This window comes from Sphingomonas aurea (assembly GCF_030678875.1).
In the GTDB taxonomy this organism is placed as follows: domain Bacteria; phylum Pseudomonadota; class Alphaproteobacteria; order Sphingomonadales; family Sphingomonadaceae; genus Sphingomonas; species Sphingomonas aurea.
Genome location: NZ_JAUUDS010000001.1, coordinates 846889 through 862757 on the forward strand (window position 1 = coordinate 846889; position 15869 = coordinate 862757).

Sequence of the window (15869 nt, forward strand, 5' to 3'; positions counted from 1 at the left end):
AGCGGTGGCTTCACCCCGCCTGGAACATCTCCACCGGCAGCGCCATCACCGCGTCCGCGCCGCCCTCGATCTTGCGGCGCAGCGCACCCGCGTCGGGCAGCATCCGCTCACCGAAGAAGCGGGCGGTGACCAGCTTGGCGTCGAGGAAGGCGGTATCCCCCTCACCCGCCGCCTTCAGCGCCGCCGCGGCGCGGGCCATGCGCAGCCACATCAACCCGGTCGCGACCAGCCCCATCAGGTGCATGTAGCTGACCGCGCCGGCCCCGACATTGTTCGGGTTCTTCATGCCGTTGGCCATAAACCACATGGTTGCCGCCTGAAGCTCGCCCAGTGCCTTGGCGAGTCGGGCGGCGAAATCGGCCACCGCCGTGTCTTCACCGGCGGCAGCGGCTTCCTCGGCGACGATGCGGAACAGCGCCTGCACCGCGCGCCCGCCGTTCGACGCCAGCTTGCGGCCGACCAGGTCCATCGCCTGGACGCCGTTCGTACCCTCGTAGATTTGGGCGATGCGGGCGTCGCGGACATATTGCTCCATCCCCCATTCCTGGATGTAGCCGTGACCGCCATAGACCTGCTGCGCAGTGGTCGCGATGTCGTAACCCTTGTCGGTGCCGACTCCCTTGATGACGGGGGTGAGCAGGCCGATCAGGTCGCCGGCCAGCTGCCGCTCCTCCTCGGTCCCCGCCTTGTGCTCCAGATCGACCTGGAGCGCACCCCAGAGGCACAGGGCGCGCAGGCCCTCGGTCCAGGCCTTCGCCTCCATCAGCATGCGGCGCACGTCGGGATGGACGAACAGCGTGTCGGCCTTCTCGCCCGGCTCGGCGGGGCCGGTCAGCGCGCGGCCCTGGCGGCGGTCCGCGGCATAGTGGACGGCGTTCTGATAGGCCGTCTCGGCGACGCCCAGCCCTTGCAAGCCGACGCCGAGCCGCGCGGCGTTCATCATGATGAACATCGCGGCCAGCCCCTTCATCTCCTCGCCGACCAGCCAGCCGGTCGCGCCGTCATAGTTCATGACGCAGGTGGAGTTGCCGTGGATGCCCATCTTGTGCTCGATCGACCCGCACGACACCGCGTTGCGCGCGCCGAGCGAGCCGTCGTCCTCCACCATCACCTTGGGCACGACGAACAGGCTGATCCCCTTCGAGCTGTCGGGCGCGCCCGGCGTCTTGGCCAGGACGAGGTGGATGATGTTGTCGGTCAGGTCGTGTTCGCCGGCCGAGATGAAGATCTTGGTGCCGGTGATGCTGTAGCTACCGTCCGCATTCGGCTCGGCGCGGGTGCGGATCAGGCCCAGGTCGGTGCCGCACTGCGGCTCCGTCAGGTTCATCGTGCCGCCCCACTCGCCCGACACCATGCGCGGCAGGTACTTCGCCTGCTGCTCGGGCGATCCCTTCACCACCAGCGCGGCGATCGCGCCGTGCGCCAGGCCAGGGTACATGGCGAAGGCCATGTTGGCGGAGATCATGTACTCCTGGAACGCGGTCGAGACGACGTGCGGCATCGCCTGCCCGCCGAACGCCTCTGGTGCGGACAGCGTGCCCCAACCCGATTCGACGAACTGGCGATACGCCTCCTTGAAGCCCGGCGGGGTCGTGACCGAGCCGTCATCGTGCCGCGTGCAGCCATGCTGGTCGCCGACCTGGTTGAGCGGGAACAACACTTGGGCGACGAAGCGGCCACCCTCCTCCAGCACCGCATCCACAGTGTCGGGCGTGGCGGCGGCGAAGCCGTCGACATTGGCGTGAGCGGAAAGGCCGACGACATGCTCCAGCACGAAGCGCGTATCGCGGACGGGGGGCGTGAACTGCGGCATCCTCTTTAATCCTTATGATCTTTGGTGTCGTTGTCGCTTACCGGTTGGACGGCGGCGATGAAGTCGGTGAGTTCGGTGATGGCGGCGTCGATGTCGCGGCGCTGCGCCTCGAGCGCCGTGACGCGGGCGCGGCAGCGCTCGATCGTCACCTGACGCTGGACACGGCGACCATCGCCCAGATCGTAGAGGTCGATCATCTCGCGGATCTCACCCAGCGAGAATCCGACCCGCTTGCCGCGCAGGATCCACGCCAGCCGGGCACGATCGCGATGCGAGTAGATGCGGGCAGTGCCGCGTCGCTCCGGGGCGATCAGCCCCTCGTCCTCGTAGAAGCGCAGCGCGCGGGCGGTGACGCCGAACTCGTCGCACAGATCGGAGATCGCATAGCTCTCGCGATCCTCGCGAGGGGTGATCGGGGCGTAGGACGCAAGCTCGGCCATGACGGTTCGCTACGTCACCCTTACGTAAACGTCAACTACTCACAGAGCCGCCGACCACCCCTTCCGCGTAGGGTCGCGGCTTCCGATGCGGATTCGCTCTGCCGCTCGACTGCGAACGCGGCCAGCGAGGCACGACCGCGGCACAGCGAGGTGCAGGCCGGGGGCACCTCGCCCGGGAAGACGATCCGCTCGCCATCGAAGGTGGCATCGATGCGGCATTCGCCGAGCGTGACGCGCAGCCGCTCGCCCTTGCGCTCGACGATACCCGTGGCGCTGCAATCCTGCCCGTCGCCATAGTCGCTGACGATGCCGATCCGCTGCACCCCGCCCACTCCCTCGACCACGCAGGCACGGTCAGTGTCGCGCGCCCAGGCGCCGACCAGGGTCGCGGCGGCCGGGTCGTGGACCAGCCCCTGCGCGATCGCCGCAGCTTCGAGCCGGGCGCCGGCGCTGGGCTCCTCGGCCGCCATCTGGTTGCCCTCATCGCCCCTGCAGGCGGCGAGCAAAAGGAGCGCGAGGCCGACCGGCGCCCTCAATCGACGGGCACCAGCGCGCCGTCCTCGATCCGGCGATAGAAGCAGCTGGTCGCTCCAGTATGACAGGCGGGGCCGGCGGGATCGACGATCAGCCACAGGGCATCCTGATCGCAGTCGATCCGGATCTCGACGACGCGGAGCACGTTGCCGGAGGTCTCGCCCTTCTTCCACAACCGCTGGCGGCTGCGCGACCAGAAGACCGCCTCGCCACTCACCTGCGTCGCGGCGAGCGCGTCGGCGTTCATGTGCGCGACCATCAGCAGGGCGCCGGCGCGGTCGCTGACAACCGCGGTGACCAGCCCCGCGCCATCGTAGGCGGGGTCGAGCGAGAGGGTGCGGTCGCGGGATTCGGACATAGGCGGCCTGTACCGCGACGGCACTGCGCCGTCACCCGTGGTCGCGGATGGCCCGGACCAGACCGGCCTTGTTCATCCGCGAGCGGCCCTCAATGCCGATCTTCGCGGCTTCCTTCATCAGGTCGGCCTTGGTGCGGTCTTCAAGATGGACGCTGTCGTGGTGCAGGGTGCCAGCCGCTTTCGCATTGGCGATCCGCGCGGCCTTCTCCGACGAATTTCCCTGCTTCTTCAATTCTTCGTAGAGCGCATCATCCTTGATCTGGGGTCCATGATCGCGTGCCATCGCTGCTCTCCTTGCAGCGTCGCAACCGGCGATGCGGCGGATCGCTCCATCGAAACGTGACAAACAGGCGACAAGCCCGGTCATCACCCCTATATGCGCCCCGCCACCAAGCGAGCCTGCGCCTCCCATGCTGACGACCAATCCCTTCGAAGACGACAAGCTGCGCGAGGAGTGCGGCGTATTCGGTGTGTCGAACAGCCCCAGCGCAGCGGCGCTGGTGGCGCTCGGCCTCCACGCCCTCCAGCATCGCGGGCAGGAGGCGGCGGGGATCACCTCGTTCGACGGCGCCCAGTTCCACACGCACCGGGCGATGGGGCATGTCGCGGGCAATTTCGATCGCGACGACGTGATCCGCGCCCTGCCCGGCACGGTCGCAGCCGGCCATGTCCGCTACTCGACGACGGGCGAGACGGCGCTGCGCAACGTCCAGCCGCTCTATGCCGAGCTGGCGACGGGCGGCTTCGCGATTGCCCATAACGGCAATATCTCCAATGCGATGAAGCTGCGCCGCGAGCTGGTGCGGCGGGGCTCGATTTTTCAGTCGACCTCCGACACCGAGACGATCATCCATCTGGTCGCGACGAGTAATTACCGGACCCTGCTCGACCGGTTCATCGACGCGCTGAAGCAGATCGAAGGCGCCTATTCGCTGGTCGTGATGACGCCCGAGGGGATGATCGCCTGCCGCGATCCGCTCGGCATCCGGCCGTTGGTCATGGGGCGGCTGGACGACGCCGTCATCTTCGCGTCGGAGACGGTCGCGCTCGACGTCTGCGGCGCTACCTTCGAACGCGCGGTGGAACCGGGCGAGCTGGTGATCGTGCAGGGCAGCGAGATCCGGTCGATCAAGCCGTTCCAGCAGGTTCATGCCCGTCCCTGTATCTTCGAATGGGTCTATTTCTCGCGCCCTGATTCGATCGTGGACGATCACTCGGTCTATTCGGTGCGCAAGGAGATCGGGGCGCAACTGGCTGCCGAGGCGCCGGTCGAGGCCGACCTGGTCATTCCGGTGCCCGACTCGGGTGTGCCGGCGGCGATCGGCTACGCGCAAGCCTCCGGCATTCCGTTCGAACTGGGGATCATCCGGTCGCACTATGTCGGGCGGACGTTCATCCAGCCCGGCGACAAGGTGCGGCATCTGGGCGTCAAGCTGAAGCACAATGCCAACCGCGCGCTGATCGAGGGCAAGCGGATCGTGCTGATCGACGATTCGATCGTGCGCGGTACGACGTCGCTGAAGATCGTGCAGATGATGCGCGATGCCGGCGCAGCGGAGATCCACATGCGGATCGCATCGCCGCCGACGCGGCACAGCTGCTTCTACGGCGTCGACACGCCGGAGCGCGCCAAGTTGCTGGCAGCGAAGCTCGACCTGGGCGGGATGACCGACTTCATCCATGCCGACAGCCTGGCGTTCGTGTCGATCGACGGGCTGTACAAGGCGCTGGGCGAGGCGAAGCGGGCGGATGTCCGGCCCAATTACTGCGATGCCTGCTTCACCGGCGACTATCCCACCACGCTGACCGATCAGGACGACAGCGTCGAGGTGGACCAGTTCGCGCTGCTCGCCGAGCGCGTCAACTGAACGACGACCGTTTTAGGAAATCTGATCCCTTCATGTCCGAACAGCCTCTTTCCGGCCGGCTCGCGCTGGTCACCGGTGCCAGCCGCGGGATCGGCGCCGCTACCGCCCGTGCACTGGCCGCCCAGGGCGCCCATGTCGTCATCACCGCCCGCACGCCCAAGGACCTCGAGACGGTCGAGCAGGCGATCTTCGACGCGGGCGGTTCGGCGACGATCGCGCCGCTCGACCTGACCGAGACCGATGCGATCGCCCGGCTGGCGACCGCGGTCGGCGAGCGGTGGAAGGCGCTGGACGTGATGGTCCTGAACGCAGCGACGCTGGGCAGCCTGTCGGCGGTGCCGTCGATCGACGCCAAGGAGTTCGCCCGGGTGCTGACGCTGAACGTCAGCGCGCAAGGGGCATTGCTGGCGGCGTTCGACCCGATGCTGCGCCGGGCCGAGGCGGGCAAGGTAATCGGGCTGACGTCGAGCGTGGCGCAGAAGCCGCGGGCCTACTGGGGTGCCTATGGCGCGTCGAAAGCGGCGTTCGAGACACTGTTGGGCGCGTATGGCGACGAGGTCGAGGCGCTGGGCAAGGTGCGGGTCGCGATCGTCGATCCGGGCGCCACGCGGACGGCGATGCGGGCCCGGGCCTATCCGGGGGAAGACCCGGCATCGGTGAAGGAGCCGGAGGCGGTGGCGGCGCGCATCGTGCGGCTGGCAGTCGAAGGGTTCGGGGTGGCGCACCGCGAGCGGGTCGACTGAAACGGGTTCGGGCCCGCTGACTCTCCCTTTCCCTTCAGGGGAGGGGCTTTTCGGCAGGCGCGGCGTTGGGGGAGAGGCCCCACCCCAACCCCTCCCCTGAAGGGGACGGGCTTTTTATTTCATTCCCTTCACCAGCGTGACCTGCGCGACGTCGATGCCGCCGCCGCGAAAGCCGCCCTCGCAGTACATCAGATAGTAGCGCCACAGACGGCGGAAGCGCTGGTCGAGGCGGGACGGCAGCCGGTCTTCGCGCTCGGCGGCGTCGAAGCGGCGGCGCCACTGGCGGCAGGTCTCGGCATAGTCGGCGCCGAAGCCGGTGCGATCCTGCCAGGACAGACCACGCGCCTCCGCCAAAGCGCAGAACCGTGCTTCGGACAGCAGCATGCCACCAGGGAAGACGTAGCGCTGGATGAAGTCGACCCCTTGCGCATAGGCAGGAAACACGTCGTCCGCGATTGAGATGTACTGGATCGCGGCGCGACCGCCGGGTTTCAGCGCGCGGGCGATCGCATCGAGATAGGTGCCCCAATATTCCTGGCCGACCGCCTCGACCATCTCGATGCTGGCAACCGCGTCGAAGCGGCCGGCGACATCGCGGTAGTCGGTCAGCGAGACGGTGACGCCGGGGAGCGTGCGCGCGTCGACCAGCGCCTTCTGCTCGGCGGAAAGGGTCAGCGCCTCGACCCGCCGTCCCCCGGCGGAGGCGAGCGCGGCGAAGGAGCCCCAGCCGCATCCGATCTCCAATATGCTGTCACCCGGCGTAGTGCCGGTGCGGTCGAGCATCGCCTGTAGCTTGCGCTGCTGGCCACTCGCCAAGTCGCGGTCGTCGGCGGTGAAGATCGCGCTGGAATAGGTCAGGCTGTCGTCGAGCCATTCGCGGTAGAAGTCATTGCCCAGGTCGTAATGCGCGGCGATGTTGCGGCGCGCCCCGGCGCGGTGATTGCGGCGCAGCCGGTGCCAGGCGCGCATGGCGAGTTTCGCCGTTCCGCCGGGGCGGGCGGCGTTGCCGAGCGGCACGCGGTTGCGCATGAACAAGTCGAACAGCGGCACCGGATCGGGGCTGGCCCAGTCCCCCGCCTCCCACGCCTCGAACCAGCCGACCGAGCCGCCCGTCGCCAGCCGCCACAGCGCGCGCCAGCGGCGGACCATCACCACGGCCACCGGCCCGTCGCGCCGCCCGCCGAGCAGGCGCGCGGTGCCGTCGGGCAGCGTCGCCTCGATCGCACCGGCGACCAGCCCCCGGTCGATGCGGTCGAGCAGCCGGTGGAACGGTCGCGCGACGATCCGCGCGACGGCTGTGCCCCTGCCCCGTTCGATACCCCCTGGCGTCATCCGCGGCCCCATGCACCGGCGGGCGGACGGATGCTAGGGGGGTATCGGACCGGCCATCATGGCGGGAGGTGGAGTCAGATCATCCGGCTTGCGGCCAGGGCGCGTTCGCGGGCTTCGCGATGGCCGATGATCTTGGGCGGATATGCTTCGGGAAGGCAGCCCGATTCCTCAGGATCGTGGATGGCGGGGTCGGGAACGTCCTTCAGCTCGGGAACCCAGCGGCGGATATAGGCGCCGGCATCGAACTTCTCGGACTGGCTGAGCGGCGCCATGATACGGCCGAACATATTGGCGTCAACGCCGGTGCCGGCGATCCACTGCCAGTTGACGGCGTTGTTGCCGTAATCGGCGTCGACCAGGCAGTCCCAATACCAGCGCTCGCCCTCACGCCAGTCGATCAGCAGGTGCTTCACGACGAAGCTGGCGGCGATCATGCGGACGCGGTTGTGCATCCAGCCGGTCTGCCAGAGCTGGCGCATGCCGGCGTCGACGATGGGGTAGCCGGTGCGGCCCTGCTGCCATGCCTTCAGGTCGCGCTTCGCCGCGGCGCCGGTGCGCCAGTGGAGCCGGTCATAGCGGGCGCGGCCATTGACGTCGGCATAGTTGGGGAGCGCCATGACGACACCGCGGGTGAAGTCGCGCCAGGCCAGCTCCTTGTGGAACTTCCAGGCATCGTCGCCCTTCGCGGCGGCATGCCAGACGGCGCGGGCAGAAACCTCGCCGTGGTGGAGGTGTGGAGACAGGCGGCTGGTTCCCTCTTCGCCGGGAAGGTTGCGGGCTTCCTCATAGGCGGTGACGAGGTCGGCAAGATCGGTGAGACGCGCCTGCGCGCCCGCCTCTCCGGGAGTCCAGTCGGCGTCGAAGCCGGTCGACCAGTCGGGCCTGGTCGGTAGCAGGTGCCAGTCGACGAGCTTCTCGGTCTTCGGCCAGTGCTTCGGCGCGTCGAGGCGATCGGGAGCGGGCTCGGGATGGGCGGGCGGCAGATGGTCCTGCAACGCCTTCCAGAAGGACGAATAGATGCGAAAGGGCTGCCCCGCGCCAGTCTTCACGTGTTCGAGGTCGGTCAGCTGGTTGCCGTCGTGAAGGCAGAGGCGGTCGCCGAGTTCCGCTTCGATCCTGCGCCACCAAGGTTCGTAGTGGCGGATGGCGTGGATGCGCGCGGTGCCGGTTTCCTCGGCGAGCTGCGCAAGCACTGCGGCGGCCTTGCCGCGGCGGAGGGTCAGGCGGCTGCCGAGCGCTTGGAGCGACTTGTCGAGCGCAGCGAGGCTGTGATGCAGCCACCAGCGCTGTGCGCCGCCGATGCGCCAGGCGCCCGGCGCATCGTCGTCGAGGACGTAGACGGGAATGACCGGGCCTTCAGCTGCGGCTGCGATCAGGGCAGGCTGGTCGGCAAGGCGGAGGTCCTGACGGAACCAGAGGATCACAGGGTGGGGCATCGGCGGTGAACGCGCGGGCGGTGGGGTGGGTCCGGAGCTGCGTTGCCCCCTTCCCGTCATTCCCGCGGAGGCGGCTGCCGCCAAAGGTCTTCGTCATGCCGGGCTCGTCCCGGCATCCACTGGTCCGCAGGAGCAAAGGCCGGTGCGTTCGCGGCGGGGTGGATGCCGGGACGAGCCCGGCATGACGACTGGGGATGAGTTGGCTTACGTCCCCGCCTGCGCGGGGATGACGGTGGTCGTTGCGGGAATCGCGTCGCCGAGGGTCAGGATCGCATCGACGTGGAGCCTTGCGATCGCCAGCACGTCGTCGCCGTAACCGCCGCCTACCGTACTCGCCAGGGGGGTGCCCTGTGCGAGGCGGGCGATCAGGCGTTCTCTCTGGACCAGACCCGCGGCGGTCAGGCCGAGGCGACCGAGGCAATCGGCGGCAAGCGGGTCGACACCGGCCTGGTAGAGGATCAGTCGCGGGCGCGTATCCGCGATCAGCGGTGTCAGGGTGCGTTCGAGGGTGTCCAGATACTCGGCGTCCTCCACTCCGTCGGGGAGCGCGACGTCGAGGGTCGACCGGGCCTTGCGCGCGGGGAAGTTGCGCTCGGCATGGATCGAGTAGGTGGCGATCTCCGGCCGCCCTGCGGTGAGGGCTGCGGTGCCGTCCCCCTGATGGACGTCGACGTCGACGATCAAGATGCGCTGCACGCGCCCCTCCTCGACCAGCCGGACGGCGGCGACCGCCAGGTCGTTGAAGACGCAGTAGCCCGCGCCGGTGTCGTGCAGCGCGTGGTGGCTGCCGCCGGCGGTGTTGGCGGCGAAGCCGTGTTCGAGCGCGAGCAGTGCCGCCAGATAGGTGCCGCCGGGGACCGCCGCTGCGCGCTCCGCCACCAGCGGGGTGACGGGGAAGCCGATGCGCCGGGTCTTGGCGGGCGGCACGCGCGCCTCCAGCACCTCTGACACATAGTCGGGGTCGTGGGTCGCCTCGAGCCAGTGGCGGGGCATCGGCTCTGGCGCATGCCAGGAGACGCGATTGCCCTCGGCGCGGAGCAGGTCACGGATCGCGCCGTTCTTGCCCCAGCGATAGGTGGAGCGGGCAGGCGCCTCGGTGACGTAAGCGGAGTGATGGACGACGTGGATCACGCCGCTAAGGTAGGACGCGTAGCGGTCCCCGCCAATCGGAGCGATGGATGACAGAACATTATGTGCGGCCGGACGTCCGGCAGTTCCTCGACTATATCAACGCCCTGCCGGGACCGCGCACGCACCAGATGACGCCGGCCGACGCGCGGCAGGTGTTCGCGGCGAGCAAGGACCTGGTCGAGCCGCCGGTCGGCGCGCTGTCGGTGATGCGAGAGGTGTCGATCCCCTCCCCCGCCGGACCGATCCCGGCGCGGCTGTTCGACTGCGTGGAGACGCGGGTGCCGGGGCCGGTGCTGGTCTTCTATCACGGCGGCGGCTTCGTGATCGGAACCGTGGACACCCATGCCAGCCTGTGCGCCGAGATGTCGCGCGTGCTGAACCTGCCGGTGCTGTCGGTCGAGTATCGGCTGGCGCCCGAGCATCGCTGGCCCGCCGCGCCCGACGATGCGGAAGCGGCGGTGCGCTGGGTGGCCGGCAATCCGGCCGAGCTGGGCGTGACCGCGACCGGACTGGTGCTGGCGGGCGACAGCGCGGGCGGGATGCTGGTCATCAACACCGCAATGGCGCTGCGGGACCAGCCCGCTGCGGTGCCGGTACTGGTGCAGGCACCGATCTATCCGGTCACCGACCCGGCGGGACGCTATCCCTCGTTCGAGGAGTTTGCGGACGGCTATCTGCTGACCAAGGCGTCGATGCTGTGGTTCGGCGACGCGTACGCGGCCGATATCGAGCATATGCGCGGGTCGCCGATGCGCGCCGACCTGACCGGAATGCCGGCGGCGGTGATCGTCGTCGCGAGCCTCGATCCCCTGCGCGACCAGGGACGGGCCTATGCGGCACGGCTGATCGAGGCAGGGGTGCAGGTGACGTACCGGGAGGCAGTGGGGACGATCCACGGCTTCGCGACGCTGCGCAGGGCGGTGCCGTCCGCGGTGGGAGACGTGGCCGGATTCCTCGTCGCGCTGCGCGCGGTGATCAGCGAAACGGAGGCGGCGCGCGTGCAGCAGCAGGCGGCGGGATGAGCGCACCCCTTCCCTATCGGCCCTGTGCGGGGGTGATGCTGGTCAATCGCGAAGGTCAGGTGTTCGTCGGCCAGCGGCTCGATTCGACGCTGGAGGCGTGGCAGATGCCGCAGGGCGGGATCGACCCCGGCGAGGACGCGCTGGCGGCAGCGGTGCGCGAGCTGCGCGAGGAAACGGGCGTGGTCGCCGATCACGCCGAGCTGGTCGCAGAGGCGCCGGGCACCTTCACCTACGACCTGCCGGACGAGCTGGTGGGCAAGGTCTGGAAGGGGCGCTGGCGAGGGCAGGAACAGCGTTGGTTCCTGTTTCGCTTCACTGGCGCGGACGGCGATATCGACATCCGCACCGCCCATCCCGAGTTCCGCGCGTGGCGCTGGATCGATCCGGAGGACCTGCCGCGGCTGATCGTGCCGTTCAAGCGGGCGCTGTACGAGGATGTGCTGGCGGCATTTCGCCCGCACCTGACGCCCACGTCGCGCGACTGACGGGTTGCGGGGCAGTGGCGGTCAGCGGTAGCAGGAAACGGTGCTGTCCCTGTTGATCCTCGCCGCCGCCGTTCAGGCCGACGCGCCGCCCCCGGCGCAGCCGAGCGATGCCGCGGCGATGATTCCCGAATCGATCCGCGCGATGCTCGATGCGGCGCTCGAGGCGGGGAATGACGGCGAGGTGTCGACCATCGTCAAATATGCCCGCGCCGCCGATCCGGTCAGCGGCGACGCGGTGCTGGCGATCGCGCAGAAATGGCGCGACGACCGCGCCGCCGCGCGCGAGCAGGTGATCCGGCAGGCGAGCTTCCTGAACCTGTGGAAGGGTCGGGTCGAGGTCGGCGGCTTCATTACCACCGGCAATTCCGACACGGCCGGCGGCAGCGTAGCGCTGGACGCCGAGCGCGAGGGACTGCAATGGCGCCACAAGTTCCGCGCCCGCGCCGATTATCAGGAGAGCCTGAACGTCACGACGCGCGAGCATTATCTGGTCGCCTATGAGCCGAACTACAAGTTCGACGACCGCGCCTATGTCTATGGCGCGGCACAGTATGAGAGCGACCGGTTCTTCGGCTATAGCGACCGCGTCAGTGTCTCCAGCGGCTTCGGCTATACCGCGGTCAAGGCGCGGGCGACGCAGCTGGACGTGGAACTGGGGCCGGGTTTCCGACTGACCTCGTTTACCGACGATCGCCACGAATCGAGTTTGGCCGCGCGCGGGTCGATCGACTTCCGCTGGCAGCTGGTCGCCGGGCTGTCGCTGCGGCAAACGGCTTCGGCGTATGTCGAGCGGTTCAACTCGACGGTGACGAGCACGACGGCACTGAACGCGAAGCTGCTGGGACCATTGTCGGCGGCGCTGTCGTACAATGTCCAGTATGAAAGCATGCCGCCGAACGGGCGCCAGACGATCGACACGGTCAGCCGCGCCTCCGTGGTATATACCTTCTGATGGCGGCGCGGGTGCTAGAACGGATCGACGGCGCGGCGATGCTGGCGCAGGTCGAGCAGTGGGCCGCGATCAACAGCGGCACGGGCAACATGGCCGGATTGGCGGCGATGGCTGCCGAACTGGTGGACGCCTTTGCGATCCTGCCGGGGACGGTGCGACTGGTCGAGCCGGCGCCGGTCGAACGGATGGGCGCGGACGGACGGGTGACGGCGGTGGAGCATGGCCGCCACCTGGTCGTGTCGGTGCGGCCCGAGGCGACGACGCGGCTGCTGTTGTTCGGGCACATGGACACGGTCTACCCGGTCGATCACCCGTTCCAGGCGCTGACCTGGGCGGACGAGAGGACGCTGGTGGGACCGGGCGTGACCGACATGAAGGGCGGGCTGGCGGTGATGCTGGCCGCGCTCGGCGCGTTGGAGTCGGAGCGGGCGCTGGACGGCATCGGCTATGACGTACTCGTCAACTCGGACGAGGAGACGGGGTCGCTGTCGTCCGCCGCGCTGATCGTCGAGCTGGCGGCGGGCAAGACGGCGGCGTTCGGGTACGAGCCGGCGCTGCCCGACGGAACGCTGGCAGGCGCGCGGGGCGGCACGGGCAATTTCTCGGTCGCGGTGCATGGCCGCAGCGCCCATGCCGGGCGCAATCCCGAGGAAGGTCGCAACGCGCTGGTCGCCGCAGCCGACTTCGCGGTCAGCCTGGCGCGCGACGCGGTCGCCGAATGTCCGGTCAATCCGGCGCGGATCGATGGCGGCAGTCCGAACAATGTCGTCCCCGACCTGGCGGTGCTGCGCGTGAACTTTCGCCCCAGGAACCCGGCGGCGATCGATGCCGCCTCGCGGCTGATCGACGCCACGGTCGCAAGCGTGCTCGACCGGCACGACGTGCGGATCGACCTGCACGGCCAGTTCAACCGCCCGCCCAAGCCGATCGACGCACGGGCCGCGCGGCTGTTCGCGCTGGTGGCGGAGGCGGGGCGCGAGCTGGGCCTGAGCGTCGCGCATCGCGACACCGGCGGGGTGTGCGACGGCAACAATGTCGCGGCGCTCGGCGTGCCGGTGGTCGACACGATGGGTGTGCGCGGCGGGGCGATCCACTCTCCGCAGGAATATCTGCTGGTCGACAGTCTCGTCGAGCGGGCGGCGTTGTCGGCGACCGCGATCCTGAAACTGGCCGAGGGGCGAATGCCATGACGTTCCGCATCCGCGCCGCGACCGACGACGACCTGAAGCCACTGTACGAGATGGCGAAGCTGACCGGGGGCGGCTTCACCAATCTGCCGCCCGACCGCCCTGCCCTGCGCGCCAAGCTGGACCGCAGCCACGCCGCCCTTGCCCGCACCGGCGACGCGATCGAGGACGAGCTGTTCGTGCTGGTGCTGGAGAATATCGCCACCGGCGAGGTGCGCGGGACGTGCCAGCTGTTCACGCAGGTGGGGCAGCGCCACCCCTTCTACAGCTATCGCCGCGGCACGCTGACCCAGCACAGCCGCGAGCTGGAGCGGACGTTCCGCGCGGAGATGCTGACGCTGACCACCGATCTGGAAGGGTCCAGCGAGGTCGGCGGGCTGTTCCTGCATCCGGGCGAGCGCGCGGGCGGGCTTGGGCTGCTGCTGGCGCGGTCACGCTACCTTTTCATCCGGCTACACCGCGCCCGCTTTGCCGACCGGGTACTGGCGGAGCTGCGCGGAATCATCGACGAGGCGGGCGGATCGCCCTTCTGGGACGGGCTGGCGGGCCGATTCTTTGGGCTGACTTTTCAGGCGGCGGACGAGTTCAACGCGATCAACGGGCACCAGTTTATCGCCGACCTGATGCCCAAGCACCCGATCTACACCGCGATGCTGACCGAGACGGCGCGCGCCGCGATTGGCCTGCCCCATCCGTCGGGCCGCGCGGCGATGCGGATGCTGGAGCATGAGGGATTCCGGTACGAGCAGTACTGCGACATCTTCGACGGCGGGCCGACGATGACCGCGCCGACCGACCAGGTCCGCTCGGTCCGCGACGCGGTGGTGGCGCTCGTGGCGGCACTGGGCGACGGGGGTGACGACGTGCTGGTCGCGGCGGGTGAGCTGGCGGCGTTTCGCTGCGTGTTCGGGCAGGCGCGGGTTGGGGCAGAGGGCGTAACCTTGTCCGCCGACACCGCGCGCAATCTGGGTGTCGCAGTCGGCGACACCGTCGCGCTGATCGGGCGGTTCTGATGCTGGTCGAGATCAATTTCGACGGGATCATCGGGCCCAGCCATAATTATGCTGGGCTGAGTCCCGGCAATATCGCGGCGACGCGTAACGCCGGGGCCGTTTCGCATCCGCGCGCGGCGGCGTTGCAGGGCATCGCCAAGATGCGCGCCAATCTCGCCCTGAGGCTGCGGCAGGGCGTGCTGCTGCCCCAGCCGCGGCCGGATCATGAATGGCTAGCGCGGCTGGCGACGACCTACGGAGAGGCTGCGGCGCATCTGCAGGCGCAGGCGATGTCGGCGTCGTCGATGTGGGCGGCGAACGCGGCAACCGTGTCGCCGGCACCGGACACGGCGGACGGGCGCTGCCACCTGACCGTCGCCAATCTGGTGACGATGCCGCATCGCAGCCATGAGTGGCGGCATACCCATGCGCAGCTGACGCTGGCCTTTGCCGACGACGCATTCCGGGTACGCGTGCCGGTGCCGGCGCCGTTCGGCGACGAGGGCGCGGCCAATCACATGCGGCTGTGCGCGAGGCACGATACGCCCGGCGTCGAGGTGTTCGTCTACGGCGTGGGCGGAGGCCCCTTCCCCGCTCGTCAGCATCGCGAGGCGAGTGCGGCGGTCGCGCGCAGCCACAGGCTCGATCCGGAACGCACGCTGTTCGTGCAGCAATCCGACGCGGCGATCGCGGCCGGTGCGTTCCACAACGACGTGGTCGCGGTCGCCAATGAGCGGGTGCTGTTCGCGCACGAGCTGGCGTTCGCCGACAAGGTGGGCTTCTACGCGGATCTGCGCCGGCTACTGCCCGAGGTCGAGATCGTCGAGGTGCCGGCGGCCGAGGTGCCCTTGGCGGATGCCATCACCTCCTACCTGTTCAACGCGCAGCTGGTGTCGGCCCCCCAGGGAACGACGCTGATCGTGCCATCCGAGGCGCGGGCGAATGCGGCGGTGTGGGGGTGGCTGGAGCGGAACCGTGCCGGCAACGGGCCGATCCGGCATGTCGAGGTGGTCGACGTGCGCGAGTCGATGGCGAATGGCGGCGGTCCGGCGTGCCTGAGGCTGCGGGTGGTGGCCGATCCGGCGACGATCGATCCCCGCTTTCTCGTCGACGATGCGCGGCTGGACGTGATCGCAGCAGTGATCGAGGCCGAGTGGCCCGAGACGATCGATCAGGGCGCGATCGGCGACCCCGCGCTGGTGGCACGGGTCGAGGTGGCACGGGCCAAGCTGCTGACAGCGCTGGATCTTGTCGAGTTAATTGACAGGTAACCATAGCGGACTGGACCGGAAGCGCGGTTTTCCGCCAATGGTCCGGGACTTGCTAGTTTTACGGCATGTGGATCCGCATTCGCCGCCTGTTCGTCATCAAGTCAAAGTTCGAGGCGTTCCTCGTCATCTATTGCCTGGCCGTGGGCGCGACGCATCGCGGGGCGGAGTATCTGCACCTTTACCCGGGAGTCGGTGGGTGGATGCTGTTTGGCTGCTGCACGATCGCGGTGTTCATGGCCGGGGGGCGGATCATCGACGCGGTGGAACATGACCGCGAGCGGGCGGCGGTCTGGGGGTAGAGGGTA

General features: G+C 68.9%; 17 protein-coding genes. 9 read left to right on the plus strand and 8 right to left on the minus strand.

Going from position 1 to position 15869, the window contains the following annotated elements; translation table 11 throughout:
- Window positions 1-10 precede the first annotated feature (10 nt).
- The 5 genes from Q5H91_RS04400 to Q5H91_RS04420 all read right to left on the minus strand — a co-directional run bounded on the left by Q5H91_RS04400 (window position 11) and on the right by Q5H91_RS04420 (window position 3512).
- On the minus strand, window positions 11-1813 hold the full coding sequence (locus Q5H91_RS04400) for an acyl-CoA dehydrogenase C-terminal domain-containing protein (RefSeq protein ID WP_305172002.1): 1803 nt from the start codon (window positions 1811-1813) through the stop codon (window positions 11-13).
- A gap of 5 nt (window positions 1814-1818) precedes the next feature.
- Entirely contained in the window at window positions 1819-2253 is a 435-nt protein-coding gene (locus Q5H91_RS04405) for a MerR family transcriptional regulator (RefSeq protein ID WP_305172003.1), read from the minus strand.
- Window positions 2254-2288: 35 nt separating this feature from the next.
- Window positions 2289-2723 (minus strand): hypothetical protein, encoded by a 435-nt coding sequence (locus Q5H91_RS04410; RefSeq protein ID WP_305172004.1) that lies wholly within the window; start codon window positions 2721-2723, stop codon window positions 2289-2291.
- 62 nt (window positions 2724-2785) lie between these two features.
- Complete coding sequence (gene hisI, locus Q5H91_RS04415) at window positions 2786-3145, minus strand: phosphoribosyl-AMP cyclohydrolase (RefSeq protein WP_305172005.1); 360 nt, start codon at window positions 3143-3145, stop codon at window positions 2786-2788.
- Between the two features lie 31 nt (window positions 3146-3176).
- Window positions 3177-3512, minus strand: coding sequence for a DUF7218 family protein (locus tag Q5H91_RS04420; RefSeq protein ID WP_370655214.1), 336 nt, complete (start codon window positions 3510-3512; stop codon window positions 3177-3179).
- Window positions 3513-3555: 43 nt separating this feature from the next.
- Between Q5H91_RS04420 and purF the strand changes: the two genes are divergently transcribed.
- Entirely contained in the window at window positions 3556-5013 is a 1458-nt protein-coding gene (gene purF, locus Q5H91_RS04425) for an amidophosphoribosyltransferase (RefSeq protein WP_305172006.1), read from the plus strand.
- A gap of 32 nt (window positions 5014-5045) precedes the next feature.
- Window positions 5046-5756 (plus strand): SDR family NAD(P)-dependent oxidoreductase, encoded by a 711-nt coding sequence (locus Q5H91_RS04430; protein ID WP_305172007.1) that lies wholly within the window; start codon window positions 5046-5048, stop codon window positions 5754-5756.
- A gap of 114 nt (window positions 5757-5870) precedes the next feature.
- Here the strand turns inward: Q5H91_RS04430 and Q5H91_RS04435 are convergent, their stop codons facing one another.
- The 3 genes from Q5H91_RS04435 to Q5H91_RS04445 all read right to left on the minus strand — a co-directional run bounded on the left by Q5H91_RS04435 (window position 5871) and on the right by Q5H91_RS04445 (window position 9655).
- On the minus strand, window positions 5871-7088 hold the full coding sequence (locus tag Q5H91_RS04435) for an SAM-dependent methyltransferase (RefSeq protein ID WP_305172008.1): 1218 nt from the start codon (window positions 7086-7088) through the stop codon (window positions 5871-5873).
- 74 nt (window positions 7089-7162) lie between these two features.
- On the minus strand, window positions 7163-8524 hold the full coding sequence (locus Q5H91_RS04440) for a cryptochrome/photolyase family protein (protein WP_305172009.1): 1362 nt from the start codon (window positions 8522-8524) through the stop codon (window positions 7163-7165).
- Window positions 8525-8728: 204 nt separating this feature from the next.
- Window positions 8729-9655 carry a histone deacetylase family protein gene (locus Q5H91_RS04445; RefSeq protein WP_305172010.1) on the minus strand — a complete coding sequence of 309 codons (927 nt, stop codon included), beginning with the start codon at window positions 9653-9655 and terminating at the stop codon, window positions 8729-8731.
- A gap of 47 nt (window positions 9656-9702) precedes the next feature.
- On the opposite strand from Q5H91_RS04445, the gene Q5H91_RS04450 reads away from it, so the two are divergent.
- The 7 genes from Q5H91_RS04450 (at window position 9703) to Q5H91_RS04480 (ending at window position 15863) form a co-directional block, all read left to right on the plus strand.
- Window positions 9703-10677, plus strand: a complete 975-nt coding sequence (locus Q5H91_RS04450; RefSeq protein WP_305172011.1) for an alpha/beta hydrolase — start codon at window positions 9703-9705, stop codon at window positions 10675-10677.
- Window positions 10674-11162, plus strand: a complete 489-nt coding sequence (locus Q5H91_RS04455; protein ID WP_305172012.1) for an RNA pyrophosphohydrolase — start codon at window positions 10674-10676, stop codon at window positions 11160-11162. Before Q5H91_RS04450 ends, Q5H91_RS04455 begins: the two co-directional genes overlap by 4 nt.
- A 40-nt stretch (window positions 11163-11202) precedes the next feature.
- The gene (locus tag Q5H91_RS04460; RefSeq protein ID WP_305172013.1) at window positions 11203-12114 is read left to right on the plus strand and encodes a DUF481 domain-containing protein; all 912 of its coding nucleotides are present in this window, start codon (window positions 11203-11205) and stop codon (window positions 12112-12114) included.
- Window positions 12114-13304, plus strand: a complete 1191-nt coding sequence (locus Q5H91_RS04465; protein WP_305172014.1) for a hydrolase — start codon at window positions 12114-12116, stop codon at window positions 13302-13304. The genes Q5H91_RS04460 and Q5H91_RS04465 overlap by 1 nt, the downstream gene beginning before the upstream one ends.
- Window positions 13301-14314, plus strand: a complete 1014-nt coding sequence (locus Q5H91_RS04470) for an arginine N-succinyltransferase (RefSeq protein ID WP_305172015.1) — start codon at window positions 13301-13303, stop codon at window positions 14312-14314. The genes Q5H91_RS04465 and Q5H91_RS04470 overlap by 4 nt, the downstream gene beginning before the upstream one ends.
- Window positions 14314-15564 carry an N-succinylarginine dihydrolase gene (locus tag Q5H91_RS04475; RefSeq protein WP_305172016.1) on the plus strand — a complete coding sequence of 417 codons (1251 nt, stop codon included), beginning with the start codon at window positions 14314-14316 and terminating at the stop codon, window positions 15562-15564. Before Q5H91_RS04470 ends, Q5H91_RS04475 begins: the two co-directional genes overlap by 1 nt.
- Before the next feature lie 65 nt (window positions 15565-15629).
- Entirely contained in the window at window positions 15630-15863 is a 234-nt protein-coding gene (locus tag Q5H91_RS04480) for a hypothetical protein (protein WP_305172017.1), read from the plus strand.
- The last annotated feature ends 6 nt before the right edge of the window (window positions 15864-15869 follow it).